General features: G+C 48.7%; 14 protein-coding genes and 1 pseudogene. 9 read left to right on the top strand and 6 right to left on the bottom strand.

The annotated features are described in order from the left end of the window. Positions 1-125 precede the first annotated feature (125 nt). Positions 126-1,142: a restriction endonuclease gene (locus EL628_RS05100; RefSeq protein ID WP_126578828.1), complete on the top strand. Its 1,017-nt coding sequence runs from the start codon at positions 126-128 to the stop codon at positions 1,140-1,142. A 374-nt stretch (positions 1,143-1,516) separates the two neighbouring features. On the opposite strand, the gene glmS is transcribed toward EL628_RS05100, so the two are convergent. Then, a complete protein-coding gene (glmS, locus tag EL628_RS05105) occupies positions 1,517-3,385 on the bottom strand; it encodes a glutamine--fructose-6-phosphate transaminase (isomerizing) (RefSeq protein WP_126578830.1) in 1,869 nt (622 codons plus the stop codon). A 160-nt stretch (positions 3,386-3,545) separates the two neighbouring features. Next, complete coding sequence (locus EL628_RS29715; RefSeq protein ID WP_161975285.1) at positions 3,546-3,686, bottom strand: hypothetical protein; 141 nt, start codon at positions 3,684-3,686, stop codon at positions 3,546-3,548. Between the two features lie 400 nt (positions 3,687-4,086). Between EL628_RS29715 and EL628_RS30735 the strand changes: the two genes are divergently transcribed. The 4 genes from EL628_RS30735 (at position 4,087) to EL628_RS05125 (ending at position 9,372) form a co-directional block, all read left to right on the top strand. Further along, complete coding sequence (locus EL628_RS30735) at positions 4,087-6,081, top strand: ABC transporter ATP-binding protein (protein WP_126578832.1); 1,995 nt, start codon at positions 4,087-4,089, stop codon at positions 6,079-6,081. A 201-nt stretch (positions 6,082-6,282) separates the two neighbouring features. Further along, a complete protein-coding gene (locus EL628_RS05115; protein ID WP_126578834.1) occupies positions 6,283-6,846 on the top strand; it encodes an RNA polymerase sigma factor in 564 nt (187 codons plus the stop codon). Positions 6,847-6,849: 3 nt separating this feature from the next. Further along, a complete protein-coding gene (locus EL628_RS05120) occupies positions 6,850-7,953 on the top strand; it encodes a hypothetical protein (protein WP_126578836.1) in 1,104 nt (367 codons plus the stop codon). A 225-nt stretch (positions 7,954-8,178) separates the two neighbouring features. After that, on the top strand, positions 8,179-9,372 hold the full coding sequence (locus EL628_RS05125; RefSeq protein WP_126578838.1) for a WD40/YVTN/BNR-like repeat-containing protein: 1,194 nt from the start codon (positions 8,179-8,181) through the stop codon (positions 9,370-9,372). A 71-nt stretch (positions 9,373-9,443) separates the two neighbouring features. Here the strand turns inward: EL628_RS05125 and EL628_RS05130 are convergent, their stop codons facing one another. Further along, positions 9,444-12,020, bottom strand: coding sequence for an Ig-like domain-containing protein (locus EL628_RS05130; RefSeq protein ID WP_126578840.1), 2,577 nt, complete (start codon positions 12,018-12,020; stop codon positions 9,444-9,446). Positions 12,021-12,615: 595 nt separating this feature from the next. On the opposite strand from EL628_RS05130, the gene EL628_RS05135 reads away from it, so the two are divergent. The 3 genes from EL628_RS05135 (at position 12,616) to EL628_RS05145 (ending at position 16,396) form a co-directional block, all read left to right on the top strand. Further along, positions 12,616-13,794, top strand: a complete 1,179-nt coding sequence (locus EL628_RS05135) for a GntR family transcriptional regulator (RefSeq protein WP_126578842.1) — start codon at positions 12,616-12,618, stop codon at positions 13,792-13,794. Between the two features lie 189 nt (positions 13,795-13,983). Further along, positions 13,984-14,418: a hypothetical protein gene (locus tag EL628_RS05140; RefSeq protein ID WP_126578844.1), complete on the top strand. Its 435-nt coding sequence runs from the start codon at positions 13,984-13,986 to the stop codon at positions 14,416-14,418. A gap of 349 nt (positions 14,419-14,767) precedes the next feature. After that, positions 14,768-16,396, top strand: coding sequence for a double zinc ribbon and FHA domain-containing protein (locus EL628_RS05145; RefSeq protein ID WP_126578846.1), 1,629 nt, complete (start codon positions 14,768-14,770; stop codon positions 16,394-16,396). 629 nt (positions 16,397-17,025) lie between these two features. On the opposite strand, the gene EL628_RS05150 is transcribed toward EL628_RS05145, so the two are convergent. The 3 genes and pseudogenes from EL628_RS05150 to EL628_RS30740 form a co-directional block, all read right to left on the bottom strand. After that, complete coding sequence (locus EL628_RS05150) at positions 17,026-17,412, bottom strand: VOC family protein (protein WP_126578848.1); 387 nt, start codon at positions 17,410-17,412, stop codon at positions 17,026-17,028. Between the two features lie 226 nt (positions 17,413-17,638). Further along, the gene (locus EL628_RS30475; RefSeq protein ID WP_371859665.1) at positions 17,639-17,956 is read right to left on the bottom strand and encodes an IS66 family transposase; all 318 of its coding nucleotides are present in this window, start codon (positions 17,954-17,956) and stop codon (positions 17,639-17,641) included. Positions 17,957-17,971: 15 nt separating this feature from the next. Continuing rightward, positions 17,972-18,127, bottom strand: a pseudogene (locus tag EL628_RS30740) (IS66 family transposase); the annotation flags it as partial. 1,140 nt (positions 18,128-19,267) lie between these two features. Between EL628_RS30740 and EL628_RS05160 the strand changes: the two are divergent. Continuing rightward, the gene (locus tag EL628_RS05160) at positions 19,268-22,003 is read left to right on the top strand and encodes a valine--tRNA ligase (RefSeq protein ID WP_126578852.1); all 2,736 of its coding nucleotides are present in this window, start codon (positions 19,268-19,270) and stop codon (positions 22,001-22,003) included. The last annotated feature ends 70 nt before the right edge of the window (positions 22,004-22,073 follow it).

Raw genomic sequence — 22,073 nt, forward strand, 5'->3', positions numbered from 1 at the left:
AACGGAGATTTTTCCAGAGGCAATTAAGTCTGCTTGACTCAGAAAAAGATTTTAGATACTATACTGTAAAGCTTGACAAAAATGATTTATGTGCATTTATCTACTCATTATTTTAGGAGCTTGTAATGCCAAACTCAAAAGAGCAAACCATGTGGGGAATTCATGGAGGCCAGACTGGCGATGCTGATATCCTGTTTCTCAAACAAAATATGATAGGTCTGGGATGGGATCTCAGCATAGGCGATCTTACTAAGCTTCCTCCTGATCGGGATGCCTTCAAAGCTGAAGTAGCAAAACAATATCCTGGCGATAAGCCTGGTGCTATTCGAAACAGCGCAGGCCAGCTTTTCCGTTTTGTGCATGAAATGCAGATTGATGATTTTATTATTTACCCATCTAAGCGCGATAAGTTAATCCATATCGGTAAAATAACAGGTAAGTACGTTTACCAAAAGGATGGGTTTGGCCATTATTTTCAACGCCGCCCTGTTCAATGGCTAAAAGCTTTGCCACGAACGCAGTTTTCGCAAGGCGCATTGTATGAGATAGGCTCTGCTATGAGTTTTTTTCAAGTCAAAAACTATGCTGAGGAGTTTCGTGTGGCTCTCGAGGGCCAGATCCCAGAGTTGCCTGCTGACAGCGACGAAACTGTTGCTTCTCTTGCAGCGGATATAGAACAGACAACCCATGATTTTATTCTCAAAACGCTTGCTCAGAAGTTGAAAGGGCACCCTTTTGCCGATTTTGTAGCTCATTTGTTGAGCACTATGGGATATCGCACTCATGTATCTCCAGAAGGACCTGATGGAGGAATCGACATTATTGCGCATAAGGATGAGTTGGGTTTTGAACCTCCATTTATAAAAGTGCAGGTGAAAAGTACCAGCGATAATATCGGAAACGATCTTGTTGCTCAGCTTTATGGGAACGTGGGAAATGGAGAGTCTGGACTTTTTGTTACTCTTGGCTCCTATACAAAGGCTGCTCGTAATTTTGAAAAAGGGAAGAGCAATTTGCATTTGATTGACGGAGAAGAATTAGTTGACTTAATCCTTGTTCATTATGAGCAGTTTGATCCACGCTATCAGGGACTATTGCCATTGAAGAAGGTGTATGTGCCGGAGCCCGTTCAAAAGGCATGAGGAACAAGCTCTAGAAAGGGGCATGCAAAATGAATTCAATACTAATCCCTGGCAAAGGACAAATGAAAACTATCGATGATATTAGAAACAAGGAATCATTTGTTTATCAATTACTGTATTTGGTGGTAGAAATAGTCAGGAGCGTTTATCAGTGAAAGTATAGGTGGGTATTGATTGCATGGCGTACGGATTAAGTCTGCATAACACTTCAACGAAGCCATTGATCAAATAATTGCTTTCAGCAAATAGCACAGGCAGCCACTGATTTATTTTATCAGTAACTGCCTGTAAGCTTACTCCACCGGTGTACAACTTTGTTTTCAGTGTAAGACTTTATTTTAGCTCTACAGGCTCTGCTGTTTCTACTCTACTTCTTATTCCACTGTCACCGATTTTGCCAGGTTTCGTGGTTGATCTACGTTACATCCTCGGGCTACGGCTACATGGTAGGCGAACAACTGTAAGGGGACGCTTGCCAGTAGAGGACTGAGCTCTTCCAGGGTGGCGGGAACATACATGATGTCGTCGGCGTGCTCTTTGATGCCCTCATCGCCTTCGGTTGCGACGGCGATGATGTGGGCGTCTCGGGCGCGGACCTCTTGCATGTTGCTGACAACTTTCTCATAGACATGAGATTGTGTGGCGATGGCGACCAGCGGCGTGAGATTGTCCAATAGGGCAATCGAACCGTGTTTGAGCTCGCCTGCGGGAAAGCCCTCGGCATGGATGTAGGAGATCTCTTTGAGCTTGAGCGCTCCCTCCAGAGCCGTAGGATAGCCGACGCCACGACCAATGAACATAATGCTGGAAAGCTGAGACATCTTTTTCGCCAGAGGTTCGATGCTGTCGTTAGCGCTCGATGCCTGATCTAGAATGCGTTGAATCTGCTCTGGGAGCATATCCAGTGCCTGAGTGTAGGTGCTGATCTGTTCGGCTGTCAGATGGCCGCGCTGTTGACCCAGGTAGAGTCCCAGCAGGTAGAGAGCAGAAACCGAGCTGACAAAGGTTTTTGTCGCGACCACTCCGATCTCTGGCCCGGCTTGCAGGTAGAGAACGGCATCTGCAAGCCGGGTAATGGCGCTTGAGACAACGTTGGTGACGGCAATGACTGGAGCCCCGTGTTCGCGCGCCTGGCGGATTCCTACCAGTGTATCTGCTGTCTCGCCTGATTGAGTGACAGCTATGCAGAGGGTCTCGGGTCCAACAATGGGATCGCAGTAACGGAATTCGGCGGCGGTAATAGTCTCAACGGGAATGCGAGCCCAGCGCTCGATGACATATTTCGCGATCAATCCTGCATGAAAAGAAGTGCCACAGGCCACAACGATGATGCGCTGAATATTCTCCAGGAGACCAGCCTTCTGCATATGCTCCATCTCACTGAGATTGAGCTGTCCATTGTGGATACGGCCCAGCAGAGCGCGGCGTAGTGCATCGGGCTGCTCATTGATCTCTTTAATCACGAAGTGTGGATAGCCACCCTTCTCAGCGGCCTCGGCATCCCATTCAATCAGATGGGGCTGACGATCGAGTGGATGACCTTGCAGATCAGTAATTGAGATACCTTCTGGTCGTAGCGTGACGATATCGCCTTCCTCAAGAATAATGATATTGCGGGTATGTTTGAGAATGGCAGGAATATCGGAGGCCAGGTACTGTTCATGTTCACCCAGGCCAACGATCAATGGGCCAGCGCAGCGAGCTCCAACCAGAACGTCTGGATGCTCCTGACTGATGACGGCAATGGAATATGACCCTTTCACACGTTGAATGGCCAGTTGAACCGCAGCAGTAAGATCATGAGCAGCCTCACCAAAGTAGGTCTGTTCAATGAGATGCGCCAGAACCTCGGAATCGGTCTCGGATTTGAAGATGTGCCCGGCGGCTTTGAGCTCCTGACGTAGCTCCACATAGTTTTCGATAATCCCATTATGAACAACGGTTAGCGTACCAGTACAATCGGGATGGGGATGGGCATTGATATCGTTTGGGCGGCCATGAGTGGCCCAGCGCGTATGACCGATGCCAACAGTGCCAGCATCAGGACGTGATCCATTGGAGACTGCATTTGCCAGATTGGAGATCTTACCTGCGCGTCGATGGAGAGCCATCACGCCAGTTGTCGTGAGAACCGCGATGCCAGCCGAATCGTAGCCGCGATACTCAAGTCGGGAGAGGCCTTCAAGCAAGATGGAAGTAACATCGGTCCCTGTAGAACCGACGTAGCCGATGATACCGCACATGTGGTCGGGTACCTTTCTTATAGTGTGGATGGTGTGGTTAAAAGAAGACACACTACGCCCACGTCATCACCGAATATGCTTTGTCCTGCTCGTTACCGATAGGCATTGGACATATCCTTCTCAGGAGCGTGATCACCCCTGGAGGCTCCCCGCTGACCTGCTAATGCTGGCGAATAAGATCTTTATTGCCAACACCGCTCCGAACGGCCTCCACCTCGTCAACCGTGGCACCCTCCGACTGCCCGGCCCATGCGCTACTCAATTCAACGATAGTCGACGAAAGACGATTTTTTTGGACCATATTTCGCTGTCTTGATTATAACACGCCGTTTCTGAAGATTCTGTTGCACGCCTGCGAATATCCCCAGGAATAGGAAAGATTGGTTACTTATTCTTCCTCGTGAGAGAAAGTTCACTCCTCTGGGACGCGATGCGCTCCATATTCTTGCTTCCACATTTCTCCCATCTTCCCAGTCAAAAGAACGTTTGAATGGGAGACTTCCCCATCATCAGGCAGTATTTCGTCAATCTAAGTGAACCTGTTGATATTGACAGGGAAAAATCCGACAGAATCGCCTGTACATCGTCTGAGTTTTTCTGGTATACTTTGGAAAAGAGATAAAGATATATCGTTATAATCCTCGCCCATACAAAAAGTTGAGCGCTGTATGTCGATACCGAGGAAGTAGGAGCCGAACAGAATGGGATTTCACGGTCACGGCGGAGGAGGGATGTCCGCCTATTTAGAAGAGCAGAAGAAGCGGGGCCGCAAAACAGATGCCCGCACCCTGGGACGCGTCATGGAATCATTCCGTCCCTATCGTCTGCAAGTTTTATTGGTACTATTCGCCATTCTTCTTACCACAGTGTTAGGTTTAATCAATCCCCTATTGATCGTTCGTGTTCTCGACGATGGGATAACGGGCCGCAACCTCAAACTTTTAGTCATCTACGTCTCCATTATGATCGTCACACCTGTTGTTACCGGCTTTATTGGTGTGGGTCAATCCTACCTGAATAATGTCATTGGCCAGAACGTCATGCGCGACTTCCGCAATAAGCTCTATACCCATCTACAAGCCATGTCGCTGCGTTTCTTTACAGGCACGCGGACAGGAGAGATTCAGTCGCGTCTCTCCAATGATGTGAATGGCGTTCAAGGTGTTGTCACAAATACGGCCACCAGTATTGTCTCTAATATCTCAACAGTTGTGAGCACCATTATCGCTATGGCTATCATCAGCCCCTTGCTGACGGTCATCTCGCTCGGGCTGCTCCCCATCTTTGTCTGGATTACCACAAAGGTCGGTAATGTGCGGCGCTCAACCAGCAAAGAGACTCAGAAGAGCCTGGCCTCTCTGACCGCCATGATGCAGGAGACCCTTTCTGTAAGTGGCATTTTGCTCATGAAGACTTTTGGTCGTCAGCAATATGCTCAGGAGCTATTCGAAAAAGAGAATCAGAACCTGACCAATCTAGAGGTACATCAACAGCTTATTGGCCGCTGGTTCTTTATGTTTATTAACGTTTTCTTTTCTATCACCCCTCCCATCGTGTATCTGGTGGCTGGTTTACAGGTCATCAATCATTCGGATCCCTTTATGACCGTTGGTAAGATTGTGGCCTTTACTACGTTGCAGAGCCGGCTCTTCTTCCCTGTCGGCCAGCTTATGTCGCTACAGGTAGAGATTCAGGGGGCTCTGGCCCTTTTTGATCGAATCTTCGAGTATCTGGACCTCCCCATTGATATTCAAGATGCACCCCATGCTCAACGTTTAAATCCCCATGAAGTTCAGGGGCAGGTCGCCTTTAAAGATGTCTCCTTCACCTATCGTCGTGACGATTACGGACTCTTTACCCCTTCTACCCCACAATCCCTCGAGGCCATAAAAGAGGAGCGCAAGGGCATTAAGTGGCCCTTTAAGAAGAATGGAGCGAGTTCAGCAGTTATAGAAGAGTCTGCATCTGCTGCTAATGATGAGAAAATAATCGGACCAACGCTCGATCATGTCTCATTTGAGATTCAGCCGGGCCAACTGGCGGCCCTGGTCGGCCCCAGTGGAGCCGGTAAGACCACCATGACCTATATGGTGCCACGTCTGTACGATGTTGACAGTGGATCAGTTGAGATTGATGGACATAATGTGAAAGATCTCAAACTGGAATCGCTGGGTGAGCTAGTTGGTGTCGTCACCCAGGAGACCTATCTCTTTCATGCTTCTGTCCGCGAGAATCTGCTGTATGCCCGTGAAAATGCCACTGAGGAAGAGATGATCGAGGCGGCCAAAGCAGCAGCCATTCATGAACGGATCATGGCACTGGATCAGGGCTATGATACCATCGTAGGTGAGCGCGGCTACAAGCTTTCAGGTGGAGAGAAGCAGCGTATCGCCATTGCTCGCGTCATTCTGAAGAACCCGCGCATCCTCATTCTAGACGAGGCTACAAGCGCCCTGGACACCCATTCTGAGCGCCTGATTCAGGCTGCATTGGAGCCCCTGATGAAGGATCGCACCACCCTGGCGATTGCGCACCGTCTCTCAACCATCCTGGCAGCCGACATTATTCTTGTCGTTGACAAAGGCAGGATTGTTGAAAGAGGGACCCATACCGAGCTAATAGCTCTGGGCGGCCTCTATTCTCGCCTCTATAACGAGCAGTTTAGTCATACTCCTCTTCTAGAGCCAAGCGTATAAACAGACTATAGATCAAGGCACGTTTGAGGCTCTCTGTCCTTCGGAGTGACAGAGAGCCTCTTTCTTTATGTGCACGCCAGTGCCACAGCTGGAGTGTCACCTCAATTGCAATCTTTGTCACATTTTTTGTTCATTAGCGTTATTGTTTGTGGAGTGCAAGATGCTCCCACAAAACAGGGTAAAAAACCGGAAAGGAGTTGTATGCAGCCACAATCTTTTGGTACTGAAGCTCCAATAGAAAGTTTTGAAGATGCAGCCCTTTATGATCAGTACGGGGCGGTCATCTTCGCCTATATCCGCCTGCATACTCCTTCACGTGAAGATGCTGAAGATCTCACATTGGATGTCTTTACCAGTGCACTGGAACAGGATAACCTTGCAGCCTTTCGACCCGAGGAACGTTTAGCCTGGCTCAGAAGGGTCGCCCATAATCGCTTGATTGATGCGTATCGGCGGGCCACACGTCGTCCCACCATAGTGCTTGATGAGATTATTGAGAAGATGCTTGTTGATGATAAAGAATCGCCGGAGCAATCTGCTGTTCGTCGTGAAAGTTACATTCAACTGCATCAGAAAGTTCAGCAGCTTTCAGAATTACAGCAACAGCTTTTGCGTTTGCGCTATGGTGATGGGCTACGCTTCGCCGAAATAGCGATACTCCTCAATAAGCGCGAGGAGGCGCTGCGTAAACTCCTTTCGCGCACCTTAATAACGCTACGTCAATTATATCAGCAGTCCGATCTATCCATGCAGGAAAGGAGGTAGACCATGTTTGAGCCTGAAGATCTGCTACCTCTGGAACAGTCTGAGCCCCAATTGATTGAAGATCTCTGCCATCTGTATACAACACACGTTTATAGTGGACTGGATAGTGAAGAGAAAGACAGGGAATCTCAGGCGCGTATTCGCGAACGTCTACTGGCAAGAAGCGCCAATGCCTTACCTGTTGCCACGTTAATGAGTACAGATGGAGCATACATACAGAGTTCGGGGAAAGGAGTCCCACAGATGCTGCACCTTATCTCACAGCAGCGCCCCTGGCAGCGCCGTCTCAGTATGGTAGCTGTTATCCTGATCGTTGCCGTCCTGGTTGGATCGCTTGCGCTGGTTTTTACACACCTGCAGCGGAATAGCGAGTCACACCCTCCAACCCCTCATTGGAGATATGGTTGGACGCCGGTCAAAACGTTCAGTGGCCATGGGAACGCAAAGTTTACAGATTTAGCCCTTGATTTTGGCCCAGTTATTGGCATGTATGTAAGTTGTAATAAAAATAGCGCTATAGATGTACATAGCGATATCATTAGCGCTGTTGGACCATGTCCCACATTGCAGGCTGGTACTCTCGAGCCACAATCCAGCCAATCAGCGCAGAAAGAAGATGTAATACAATATATTACATACCTTACAATTACTGCATCGAGCACCACCTCCTGGAATATCTATCTACTGAAAGGGACATATTACCAACCTTTAGTAGTTGAGCCTGGTTGGAAGCTGGCTGATGCGAGTTCTAACTTTTCAGGCGTTGGCAGTGCATATGAAGCTCTGGCTGGCGGAGAACTCCCTCAGGGAAGTACCTGGGAGCTGCAATATAAATGCTATGGTCCTGGAGCCTTTAGCGTCCAGGTGTTTGATACAACTGGTGTGAATGGAGACACCAGCAAGCCATTTGTAGGCATGACCTTACCCTCACCATCATGCGAAGATGGGCAAGCGGGTGTGACCCATGTGGTACATATGGACAATTCGGGTGGGCCTTATAAACTTAGCGCGGCGAGAATTACAGCGAATGCAGATGCACATTGGTTTGTCCTTATCGCGATCTGTAACAGCCAATCATGTATGGATACTGGTAAGTCATCTCGATAAGTTCTGGTGAGGTGATGTAGACCCTGGCGAACAAGCAGCGTAACGCAGAAGTTCATGAGGGCTTCTGCGTTGTAATTCTGTCGAAAGTCCCTTAAAAAATGATAGAGAGCGTTCAGGAGGGCTTCTGCGTTGTAATTCTGTCGAAAGTCCCTTAAAATAGGTGAATAAACCAAATCTCCCAACGTTTAAAACTATGTGAACTGCTTTAAAAGGAATTGAGTTTTTATGCATATGCTGCCCTCTCAGCGGCGAGCCAGGATAACGCTCACTCTGGCTCTCGTGATTATGAGTTGCCTCCTATTATTGTCTGGCTGCACTCTGCCAGGTCTTCCCGCAAGTCAGAATGATGATCTGTCAACGGCCCCTATTGCAACTCCAACGGTTGGCCCTGAGCATCCCGTCACTATACAGTCCATCCATATGATTGATGCGAAGAATGGCTGGTCTATGACCAGTGATAGCCAGCATGTGTTACATACCACTGATGGAGCGGCACATTGGCGCGACGTCACACCGGCAACTGGCTATAATCAATTCAAACTGGGCACAGCCGACTTTCTTGATGCTCAAGAAGGGTGGGTTGTTGTGCAAGACAAAACCTTCTCTTCAGTCTTCCATACATTCAATGGAGGAGCCATCTGGTCTGAGACCCCTGTGCTGGACGATGGTGGCACAGTTCGGCAGATCTCGTTTATTGATCACAAAAATGGCTGGCTGATCTTTAGCAAAGGTGCCAAAGATAACAAAGATGATATTGATGTTTTTCAATCTTTAGATGGTGGGGATAGCTGGCTCAAAGTATCTACGACCAGTACTGATGCTGGAAAGTTACAGGGACCCTTGCCGCAGGATGGCATAAAGAGCGGTCTAACATTTAGCGATGCGAGCGCTGGCTGGCTCTCGGGAGCTTCTGCCAATACTAACGAGGCATGGTTCTATACCAGTTCAGATGGTGGTTCTGATTGGTCCAGGCAGTCATTAACCCTGCCATATGGAGATGCTAAAGTTGCGATTCAGCCAGCAATCTTCTTTGGAGAGAAGAACGCCATTCTACCAGTGCAGCTTCATCGTCCAGGCGGAAGTCAATTAGAGATCTATCGATCGAGCGATAGTGGCAAGACCTGGCAGGGGACTACTCCAATCTCTGATCTGGCCGTAGATGTCTCCTTTGTTTCGGCCACCCAGGGCTGGACGTATATGTATAACGGGAGCAGCCTGTGGACGACCAGCGATGGTGGTCAGAATTGGAGCCAGCTCGCAGCACAGCTGGACCCATCAGTATCGGGTATTACACAGCTTGATTTTGTCACAGCCACTGCTGGCTGGGCCATTGCAACTACTGGTGCAGATACCAGTTCTCTCTTCCAGACCAGCGATGGTGGTAAATCCTGGACAAAGCTTGATCCCCAGGCAGCATAATATCCAGACAGACAAGAGCTCCCAGAGAATCTCTCTCTGGGAGCCTTTTAGTACAGAACTTTTAGACGATCCTAATGTTGCGGTCGTGCACCAAAGATCGTCGCAGTCAACGTAACATTATCGAACGTAGCGGGATTAAAGACGACATTACTCGCAGCATCCTCCGCCAGCCCGATCAGGATAGGACCAGCAACGAAGGTCTGCTGTGTCTGTTGCGTCCAGGTCAGGCCATCGGGCGAAGTAAAGGCCGTCAGAGTAGTCCCTGCACGAACAATCCGCAGCCAGTACGGAGCAGTATAAGCACAACCGCACTGCCAGACATTGGCAATACCATTCGTCGCTGTCGCGCTACCAACATTCATGCGGGTATAGGCACCGGGAGAGATACCAAGGAAGGCCACATTGGCTCCATACTGTAAGCCATCGCGCAGCATAACGCCCGCCTCTGCATAGGGATTTGAAGCATTGGCTTGAGTTGCTACGCGAGCAGTAATTGAGCCATCGCCAGACAGCGTATGATAGACAAAGTAGCCGGAATCAGAGCCACCAATGATATTCTGACCCGTTGCCAGCAGCGTAAAGGTCTTATTCTGATAGCCCACGTGACCGGGTCCGCCCACAGGCCCAAGATCGACAGCCTTCCAGCCAGAGGGTAATGCGCCAGTAGGAAGTGGAACAGCGGAAGAGCCTTTTTTCACCGTGACGTGATCGAAGATACTCGTATTGAGCAACGGAGCGCCATGATCCGTTGAGAACAGACCAACATATGCCTGTCCGGTTGGGAATGCAATCTGTTGAGGTGACTGGGTCCAGGTCGTGCCATCAGTAGAGACCGAAGCCGTTACCACATCATTATTGCGATCAAGTCTGAGCCAGTAGGGGAAAGTAGCGGTTCCCGCATCCTGGCTCCAATAGCCCTGGATACTCGCATTGGCTCCACTCCCAGCTCCCAACTGCACACCACCAGTGGGGAACATCGCCAGATAAACCAGATTGCTCCCGGCTGTAAGGCCATCGCGTAACATCAAGCCACCCTTTGCATACGTATTGACAGGGCTGGTTGAAGTCATGCGCGCAATGATCGTTCCATTGCTTGAGAGAGGCTGATAGACAAACTGCTCTTGATCCTGAGCCTGCCACACATCTGCACCCGAACCGCTTACATTAAATGTGCCACTGTTGTAGGACACAGTTCCGCTGGCCGCAACTGCGCCAATATCCAGATGTAACCAGCTAGAGGGAAGCGGCTGAGATTTGGGAACCGTAACCGTAGTTGAGTTAGAGTGCCCCTGATAAACAGCAGTTATCTTCACAGTCCCTGCGGCCAATGCCGTAACCACGCCTGTACTACTTATTGTCGCTATAGAGCTATTACTGGAAGTATAGGTGGCACTCGTTATTGGCACAGGCACTGTACTGCCATCGGAGTTTACAGCCGTTACAATTGTCTGATGCTGTGCACCCTGTGGCAACGTATAGGCTGCATCAAGCTTAATAGATTGAAGCGCCACACCAGTTACAGTCACCGTAAACGATTTTCCTTGATAGCTGCCTGTAATATGCACCGTTCCTGCACCAGTCGCCGTGACCAGTCCACTGCTATTGACCGTAGCTACAGCCGTGTTATCGGATGTATAGGCAACTGAGTTCGTCACAATCGTGCCAACTCCGTTGCTATCAATAGTGGTTGCGACCGTCTGATAGGTCTGACCAGCGAACAGAGCGTAAGAGCTTGCATCCGCTTGCAGCGTATTAAGCGTAGAAGGAGCGGCATTAGCGGCTGCACCACCCACATAGGGAGAACCTTGCTGAGGAATAACAATGGTCGTGATTGAATTGGCTGGATAGGTAGCAGTAAAGCCGCTTGCAATCATAGCCAGATCCGGTTGTTGTACAATACCAGCCAGATTACTGCTGCTATAAGAGTAGACATGAGCGGTGCTATCGGCAGCGAAATGGGAGAGGGCCAGAGTACTTGTGAGGTCGCCGCCAGTCTTATTAATCACCTGTAAGGTTAACGCATTGTCGCGACTGCGCTGAGCGCTGTAAATGGAGAGCTTGCCCTGATCAGCGCTCGTACCATGAACAGAGGTATCGCCATATTGTGCCCCATGACCATCAAAGTTCAGATAGGCTCGGAAGGCAGAAGCGATCGGATCAGTTGGATTGATGTTGCCCCAGTACTCGGCCATATCCAGGCCCTCGCGACCATAGATACCCAGTACATCGGCCTGAGTCAGAGCGCCATTATTTGTTTCATCCCCATAACTGTACTCACTGATAGAGGTTTTGGTGCCAGGATAATATTTGTTTGTCCAGGCCTTCAGTGCAGGAATGAGCCCGATCTGCTGAGGAGGGTTAAAGTATTGACCAATAGCCGTTGAGCCGTTGTAGGTGGGGTCCCACAGAGCCCGTGTCGAATCCAATCGGCTCGCATTGCTGCTGGGATCATCATTGCTATTGCTCTGAGCTCCATAGGCATGGACATCCAGGTAATCAAGTAGCCGCGTACCATGGCTCTGCTGATAGGCTTGCATCTGTTGAAGATAGTAAGGAATCCAATCCATGCCATGGCTTTGAGCATTATCGCCAGCTTTATCGCCCAGATGGAAATAGGCATAAGCGTAATCAGTGAAAAGAATGACCACATGAACGTTTGTCTATACAGGAATATGCGTCTTAACGCCCCTGTTTTTAGACAAAGCCATCTCGGGTAACCTTAAAAAAGAGTTACCAGTTATGATATGGTTAATAGGGAGAATGCTCGGCTTATTCATTTGTCGGAAAAGCGTCAGGGATATGTCGTGTAGAGCGGAAGAACCGTATGTGGACCTGATGTGCTCAAGACTTTTCGACCTCCTTGTGAAAAGTATGTTATGTTTATACCCATAGAAGCGTATAAATTGGGCTGATCAGACCCTCTATCAGGTGATCACTGCACTATATACAAGAGAAGAAGGACAACAAGGAGATCGCATCGTGTCAGGAAACATCTTTTTGCTAGTCGTTTCACGACACATCCTTAGTGTTGTCCTAAAACAGAGGATAATCTATAGACAGTAATTTTGTCAAGTCTTTTTGTAAGAAATTTTAATTGATCCCTTTGCAGGCCCCCTTATAAGCCAAATTCATCCATAAAATACGGAAATGGCGCTTATAACAGCTTGATCCCTTGACAGGAAAAGAAGAGCCCATTATCATTGTTTTAATACAGAGAACGCTCTCAATAAGAGGAGTGGAATCATGAAAGATCTTGGACAGAGTGCAGACACTAATTATCTTGTGACCCCCAAACAGCGGCGTCAGGCTGCGACCAGGCGCACAAATGCAAAATTTGAGGAGATTCGTGATCGTCTTCATGCCCTGGCGGTCGAGAAGGGGCCGGGGAGCCAGCTTCCAACCATTCGAGAACTATGTACACTTTTGAATACCTCAAGTGTAACCCTTACGGCAGCGCTTGATCTGCTTGAGACTGAGCGTGTCCTGTATCGGAAAGAGCGGCAAGGGATCTTTGTCTCAGAAAAGATTCATGAAGGCACGATTCATGTTCTCTTTAACATTAATGCCCTGGCTGATACAAACGCCTCGCCCTTCTGGACCATGCTATGGAGTCAGATCTTACAAGAATTTGAGCGGCGTGCAAGCTTCAAGCAGGAACAGTATCAATTCCACTTTCTTTTTCAGCCTTTTGGTCGGCCGATACCAGATGCCTACTTGCCATTACTGCATGCACCCAATGTCAGGGGCTGCATACTGATAGGAATGAATGCACGAACAGCTAACCACAAGCGGCTTCTCGAAATTCCTCATGTCGCGATTGCAGGTGGAGGTGATATTGTTATACAAGGAAATTTTGGTGAAGCATTTCAGATAGCTATCCAGGCTTTACAGCAGCAGGGCTGTCAGAAGCTAGCCTGCTGGTTCCCTTTAGGTTTCCCAACCGACCAGAAAGTTGACTTAGAAGAGACCGTAGAAGGGCGAGTGATGCTCGAAAAACTGCAAGAAATGAAGATTCCTCTCCATACTTTTAGTTTTAAGCAAGCGACCACTCCTATTTATATGCAGAAACAGGGTATTTCTAAGCAAGAGCAGGGTTATTTACTGGTCAAAGAAGTCTTTGGTGCAGAGAGATCCAGATGGCCAGATGGTATTTATATTCTTGATGACATGTTGACCTCTGGTGCCTTAATTGCTTGGGAAGAGTTAGGCTTAGCGGTTGGTTCTGATTTTAAAGTTGTTTCGCAGGCGAATGTTGGCTCACCTATCTTATTTGGTCGTACGAAGCAGATATCCTTAATTGAAGACGATACCTCTGATTGGGTGCGTGCGCTCTTCTCATTTTTAGATCAAGCTATGTCAGGAGGATATAAACCGACGGATCAGGTTATTCAGCTTCCAGCTCGTTTACGCTTGCAAGATTAACGAAGCTCTTTTTTGTTCATGCGTGTAGTACAACTTTCTTCCTTCAATCGCGTACATACTAAAGAAGTTGCATTGTTAGCAGTGTGAATAGATATTATGCCTGTCTTATTTTCATGTGAAATTGTTCACGGGTCCTGCATAACAAGGAGAAGCCAAACATTTCATTGTAGCGATAGAGGAGGACTTTGTATGGATGCTCGTTTCTATCAAACGGCTGAGACTACCATTGACATTGAGCGCCTGGCGAAAGATCTTGTGGATGCTTATTACTCCCAGGGCTATCAAGCGCAATTTCTTGGCAATGGTGACCAGTTGCTGATCCAGTTTAAAAAGGGAAGCGATCTTGAAGCATTGATTGGATTACAGGCAGCTCTGTCGTTGACTATGCAGCGCAACGGTCGTGGCGTGCTGGTGACGGTTGGGCAGCAGAAATGGATCGACAAGGCAGCTGTGGGAGCGGTCAGTTTTATTATTCCAGCTCTCTGGCCGTTAGCAATTACAGCTGGTCTTGGTGCTATCCGTCAGTCGGGGTTAGCGAAACAGATCTTTGCGTTGCTTGATACTTTTGTGCGACAACAGTACCCTGATGTGCAGATCAACCCCAATGCCGTTCCTCATTTCTAAGGATGTGCTCTTCCAGGAAAGTTGGCATCCATGTGCTAAAGCTGGGAAAACATGGATGCTGCAACTCCAGAATAGTAACCTCATGCACTCTGACCAATCACGAGAAAAGAAGCAAATAGCCGCTAAAAGTGCTTTACCATAAGAAATTCTCTGCCGATAATATGTTATACTCAATTGAGAATAGGCAATATAACCTTCCAACTCTCATCCTCTCCATACGTAGATAAGGGAGGAGGCAGTGAGACTGCCAACAGCACGATAGATGGAAGCTCAGAGTTGCGTGGATGAGAACCTTTTCCGCGAACCTGACCGGAACAATAGATGAAAAAGCGACGTTGGAGGATAACGGATGGATGCCCGCTTTTATAATTCAGATGATATAGATCTTGAGCGTTTGGGTGCAGATCTGGTCAATGTCTATCTTGCGCAAGGGTATCAAGCGCAACAGATTGGAGATAAGGACCAGCAGCTTGTTCAGATTAAGAAGGGCGGCGATTTTGAGGCCATGATTGGCATGCAGGCGGCGCTCTCACTGACGCTGCAACGGACCGCGGGCGGCGTCCTGGCGATGATTGGAAAGCAGCGCTGGGTCGATAAAGCGGCTGTTGGGGCGGTAGGTATTGTTGCTTTTGCGGTCCTGTGGCCTTTAACGGTGACTGCTGGTGTGGGGGCCTGGCGTCAGGCGAGTCTGGGGAATCAAGCCCTCAATATGGTGGATGGACTTGTGCGTCAGCAGCGTCCAGGAGTGCAGATTGGACCGGTGCCAGTGCAGATTGTGCCGCAGATTCAGCAGCAGTGGGCACCACAACAGGCGTTGCCTCCAGGTCCACAGACACCATATTATGTGCCATCCAATCAACAGGCCCCATATGTGCCACCAGTGCCACAATCGCCAGCCTACGTTCCTTCGGCACAGGTTGTGAATGCATCGTCTACTCCTGTGTCCAATCAGTTGCGTTGTCAGCATTGTAATACCCCCTATGAGGCGGGCGATACCTTCTGCTCTGGTTGTGGACGACCTTTGACTGCTGCTAAGCTGTATTGCTCAAATTGTAATACTGAGGTGAAGCAAGGCGTGGCTTTCTGTCCCAAGTGTGGAGCTTCGACCTTTCAGTCGCAGGCAGGGGCGGCCAATCTTCCTAAGCCTGGACCAGCTCCGGCTCCGCAGCCGACGTATCAACCTGCGCAGCCAACATATACACCGCCACCAGCTCCACCAAAGCTGGTGACGCCAGCCTATACGCCGCCACCAGCTCCACCTGTGCAGCCAACATATACGCCACCGGTAACGCAGAATCCACCGGTTCAGCCTCAGCCAACGGTCTATTATGTGCCTTCGACTCAGCAGTCCAGCGCTGATGCTTCGGCTCCAACGGTCTCGTCTGCTCCTCAGAAGCCAGCAGAGACCTATTATACGCCGCCAGCGACGCAGACTCCTCCGAGCCAGCCGCAGCCAAAGGTTACGATTGTGCCTCAGGCACCAAAGCAAGAGCCGCCAGCTCCGCCGAAGCCGCGCCCACAGAAGCAATACTATATTCCGTCTAATCCGGCTGCGAATGATCAGACCCTCCCTCAGCAGGCGACCGAAGATAGCTCAGCTCCGACGCTCCCGCAGGCACAGGCTGTACGTCCAACGACGCAATCTGTACCAGCGGTGGGCACATGGGGTAAACTAACCCTGAGTGATGGGCAAGAGATCAAGCTAGATGAGGATGCCGTACTTGTGGGGCGTTATGATCATGATGTACCGGATGTGAAGCCGCAGGTAGATTTCAGCAATACGCAGGGATCAGATACCATCTCGCGTATGCATGCAGTCCTTGAGCGCAATGGCAGTAGCTATACGCTCACAGATCTCAATAGCACCAACGCAACGCGCCTCAATGGGAAGCGTCTGGAGCCTGAGAAGGCTACTCCCATCACTGATGGAGATACTTTGCAGTTTGGGAAGATCGTCTGCACTTTTCATAAAGCGTAGAACAAAAGAAAGATGTTTCCCTATCTCCTTTCGTTATGAAGGAGATAGGGAAACATCTTTCTTTTATATATTAGTATGTGTATTTGTTGCATAGGACCAGTCTTAGTGCCTCATGGATTAGCGAATACTCTTTATTCTCGTTTCTATCCACGGAGTGGCCCAATAGTAAGTGGTGCGTCAGCTATACCTTCGACCTCGTTTTTTAGGATATCCAATGTAACAGGAACTACATAGTAGTGTCTTTAATTGAGAGCGAGCATAGACTTTTTTACTGTTATCTGTATAACTATACCAAATATAAAGTACGACATAGGAAAAAAACCATTTATGAGCTGTAGGAGATAAAGTTTTAATAAATTGTATGGTTCTTTTTGATATGTGTAGTCTTGTGTAAAATTCGGGATAAGATAGAATGTTTGATTCTGGTAAATATCCAGGTGAATGCAAGAGGATGAGCAGCTCTTCTTGCTGAACCCTACTTTGCTTGAGTTCTTCTTTCCATAGAATAGATATCTGCAAAAATTGTGGAGTTAACCACAATCCGAAATTTTCAGCATCTAGCGGCTGAAATTCTGGGATTTCTATGAGCATTCTCTATTATCTCTTCCAGGACAGTTGATTTATTTTTGTTACGAGCCATAGATGAAAATACTATTTTTAAATGGATCATGTATTTCAAATCCTTTTACTTCAGGTGTAATCTGTTTTGGTTGTTCTAAAACATAAACCCCAGCCTTTTGTAACTGTTCATAGGCAATTTGTGCATTCTCTACTTCCAGGCCAATTCCCAGATCGCGTGGTTCTATCTGGTCAACTTTTTGCAGAAAAATAGTGATACCTGCATCTAGTTCTAGCCAGAGGTGGGAAGCTAACTCTTCATCAGTTGGATCTGTCTTGCCACAATTGCACAACTCGTGCCGTAATTTTAAGCCTAGTTGATCGCGGAAAAAGTACAGGGCTGCTCCCATAGCAGGTACTTGTAAAAAATACGAGCCAAATCGTGCATGTATCTGCATTGCTGTAATCACTTTCTTCTTTTCTAATAAGACCAGACTAAGATAATTAGTATTTTATATAATTATCTCCACATTCTCTACTTCTATATTGCTAAGAACTGCTGCTGTATAGGTCTTTCCCATCTTTTCCAGCTTACCAAAAAGGCATGAAAAATCTTCTTGCTATATCGCTTGTACAGCATTGTTCTTTAAAATTTGAGCTGAAATATAATTCTATGGTAACTACTCAGGTCGACGAGAAAAGAGGAAGAAGGAGTTCACCATGAAAAGTGGATTCTAAGGCAGCAAAAAGTGACTGGCCTTGCTTGCGCATGGTCGAAAGATAGCTTCGAACACGGAAAAACGCGTGCGCTCCAGCAATCGAGCGAAAACACCCAGACACTTTTTGCTGAACCTTGATCATACGAACATCTCGCTCGGCCTGACTGTTATCAAAAGGCACGGCAAAATCAGACAAGAAGGCGAGAACCGCTTCTTCTTGTTGGCAGAGCCGATCTAACAGATTGAGCGCCACATGTTGTTTTGGGCGTCTCACTTTGGGCACGGTTTTGTTGGCATGGCATCCCGTTTCGTCTTGATGAATGACATCTTGAGTACACAGGGCTTCTTGAAGCAGGAAATCGACGGGTTCCAGATTGGTCGCACATCGCAGAAGAAGGGTGCTGAGCGTACCAGAACTCATGGAGTGACCAAAGAGATCTTGCAACAGTTCACAGGTGCGATCATAGCTCGAAGAAGGCGGTTTTCTTGGCGAAGATGGAGAAGTTCTTCTTCTATCGTCATCGTTCTACTGTAACGGTTTTCTTGTTTTTTGACAAGGGTTCTAGCGGACCTGAGTAGTTACATTCTATGTTAAAAATGTATGTTATTGAGATTTCTTTGTCAAGAGAATAATATCTTGTTGATTTTCTTCCCTTATGGATGAATATCTTGCTCTTTAGTAGATAACCATGCATTGCGTCGTTTCCTATTGAACCATGGAGGGGCTCACACAGCGGAGTGGGAGCAGGGGAAAGAGACAAGCGACTTTCCCTACTTTACATTGCATAATATGCGTTTTCATGTGAAAGACAGCAAAAGCAGTAGGGAAGGTAGCTTGTCTCCTTCCAAAACGTGCAACTCCACGATGCCAGCCCCTCCATAGCTTCTGTTCCCATTGAACCATGGAGGGGCTCACAGAGCGGAGGGGGAACTGAGGAAAGAGACAAGCGACTTTCCCTACTTTACATTCATAATATGTTTTTTCATGTGCGAGCCAGCAAAAGCAGTAGGGAAGGTTGCTTGTCTCCTTCCTAAATTTCTCGTTCCGCTATGCCAGCCCCTCCATAGCTTCTGTTCCCATTGAGCCATGGAGTGGCTCATAGAGCGGAGTGGGAACAAAAGAAAGAGAGCCCTTCCATTCTCTATACCTTGACATTTGGGTGTTGATTCGATAGACTAAAACTAACACAAACTTATACTGATGCGGATCAGGAGGAGTAAGTGCGTACACTCCGCGAGAGATGGAAGATCACCGGCTGCAAGTCTTCCTCGGTAGGAACGCGCTGAAGGTCGCCTGGGAGTCTGGACGTGAACGCAAGCAACTGGCTGGTTGTTGTGAGTAATGTCCACGGATCGTGCCCGATAGCGCACGTTATGAGGAGCAGTCCTTCTCTCTCTACTATGGCATTGCATGCGAAGTAAAGATAGGTTGCTCAAAACAAGGTGGTACCACGTGATATCCTTTCTCGTCCTTGGCGAGAAGGGTTTTTTTTATGGGCTGAAAAAACACTGCAAATGCTCTGGCATTCATCTGGTCACGGACTGAGGAGAGAGTGTTCGTAGAGTGTGGTTAAGACGGATTAGGAGTGGTTCTATGATTGAACAGGATAAGCAGGGTACAACAGCGGCTGAGGCTGCGGCTGCACTGCCTAAGGCCTATGAGCCGCAGGCGGTTGAGGCGAAATGGTATCGTTTCTGGGAGGAGGGAGGCTACTTTAAGCCGCGCCCCAATCTTTCCCGCAAACCTTTTGTGATCAGCATGCCTCCTCCTAATGTAACTGGTGTCTTGCACCTGGGGCATGTGGTGACTGCGACAACTGAGGATATTATGGTTCGCTATCATCGCATGCAGGGCGATGAGACGCTCTGGATTCCAGGCTCTGATCATGCTGGTATCGCCACGCAGACAGTGGTTGAGCGTACCCTGGCTAAAGAGGGGACTGATCGGCATCAGCTTGGGCGCGAAGCCTTTGTGGAGCGCATCTGGCAGTGGGTTCATGAATATAAAGATCGGATCCAGAATCAGCATCGGCGGATTGGCGCATCTTGCGACTGGTCGCGTGAGCGTTTCACCCTCGACGAGGGGCTCTCCAAAGCAGTGCGCGAGGTCTTTGTGCGCTTGTATGACGAAGGTCTGCTCTATCGTGGTGAACGCATCATCAACTGGTGTCCCTTCTGTATGAGCGCGCTCTCGGATCTTGAGGTAAATCATATTGACACCCCTGGAAAACTCACCTATGTGCGCTATCCGTTGAAGCCGCTGCCAGGTCAGTCTGAGGGCGAGACCGAATATATTAGCGTTGCGACGACACGGCCTGAAACGATTCTGGGCGATACAGGTGTGGCCGTCAATCCTCATGATCCACGTTATGCCAACATTATTGGACGCCATGCAATTCTGCCAATGGTTGGTCGTGAGATCCCCATTATTGGTGATGAGGCTGTTGATGCCTCCTTTGGGACAGGTGCGGTAAAGGTCACGCCTTTCCATGATCCAGTTGACTTTGAGATTGGTCAGCGCCATCAATTGCCACAGATTCAGGTGATTGGCTTTGATGCTAAAATGACTGACCAGGCTGGCCCTTATGCAGGCCAGGATCGCTATGAGGCGCGTAAGAACCTTATTGCCGATCTTGAGAAGCTTGGCCTGATTATCAAAAGCGAGGATTATGTCGTTCCGCTGGGAATCTGCGATCGCTCGAATACTCCGATTGAGCCGCTTATCTCCAAGCAGTGGTTTGTGAAGATGACGCCGCTGGCTACGCCCGCACTGGCCGCTGTGAAATATGGACAGCTCAAGATCGTGCCTGAGCGCTTTAATAAGACCTATACCGAGTGGTTGGAGAATATTCACGACTGGTGTATCTCGCGTCAGCTCTGGTGGGGCCATCGGATTCCCGTCTGGTATTGCGATACCTGTGGCTCTATGACCGTAAGCCGGGAAGATGCAACAGCCTGCTCGCATTGTGGCAGCGAGCAGATTCATCAGGATGAAGATGTGCTCGACACCTGGTTTAGCTCGGCGCTCTGGCCTTTTAGCACCCTGGGCTGGCCGGAAGTTACTCCGGATGTTTTGCGCTACTATCCGAACTCCGTGATGGAGACCGGCTATGATATCATCTTTTTCTGGGTCTCGCGCATGGTTATGACAGGCATTCATTTTCTGGGAACTGTGCCCTTCTCAACGGTCTACCTGCATGGACTGGTGCGAGATGCAAAAGGTGAGAAGATGAGCAAGTCTAAGAATAATGTGGTCGATCCACTGATCATTATGGACAAATATGGGACGGATGCTCTGCGCTTCACCCTGACGACCAGCAGCACACCAGGCAATGATAGCAAGTTAGTCGAAGAGCGCATTATTGGCAATCGTAATTTTGCCAACAAGATCTGGAATGCCTCGCGCTTTGTGTTAATGACCACCGCTGAGTTCGATGGTGGAGTCCCTGCCATCGACGAACTTACGCCGCAGACGTTGGCTGATCGCTGGCTACTGCATCGGTTTGAACTCCTGACAAAATCGGTCACACGATTGATTGAAGAGTTCCAGTTTGGTGAAGCAGGTCGCCAGATCAATGAGTTTTTCTGGTCGGATTATTGTGACTGGTACGTTGAGATTGCGAAAGTTCAGATGCAGGGGGACGAGGCCGCACAGCGCAGTACAGTGGGCATTCTTCGTGCAGTGCTTGATCAGAGCATGAGACTGTTGCATCCTTTCATGCCTTTTGTGACAGAAGAGGTCTGGCAGCATCTCTATCGCACCAGCGTTCCTGATCCTGAGCAGTGGCCTGCGTCAGCGCTCATCATTGCGTCCTGGCCACAGTATAATGAAGCCTTCATCGATGAAGAGGCTGAACAGCAGTTCAGTCTGGTTCAGCAGGTCATTACACGCATCCGTGATGCTCGTAATCAGATGAACGTTGAGCCTTCGCGCCGCATCTCAGCTATCATGGTTGTAGGTGAAGGTCTGACGATGTTTGAGGCTCAGACACCTTTGATCGAATTCTTAGCCCGTACTGAGAAGCCCCAGCTTCACACAACCCTGGAGCAGAAGCCCGAGCAGGCGATGAGTCTGCTGGCCGAATCTGTTGAAGTGTACCTGCCGTTAGCTGGCCTGCTTGATATTGGTAAAGAACTTGAACGCCTGGACAAAGAGATTCTCCAATCTGCTCAAGAGCTTGAACGTTTACAGAGCAAGCTGTCTAATGAGAACTTCGTAGCTCGTGCTAAACCTGACGTTGTTGAGAAAGAGCGCGAGAAGCTGGCCGCCCAGGAAGAGCGCAGCAGTAAGCTCAAAGCTCGTCACGATGAACTGGCTCAGATAAAATAGGGCCTTTAGAAGAGCATGATCCAGGGTCAATCATGGCCCCGGATCATACTCTTTCTCTATCTTCAAATAT

This window comes from Tengunoibacter tsumagoiensis, from assembly GCF_003967535.1.
Taxonomy (GTDB): Bacteria; Chloroflexota; Ktedonobacteria; order Ktedonobacterales; family Ktedonobacteraceae; genus Tengunoibacter; species Tengunoibacter tsumagoiensis.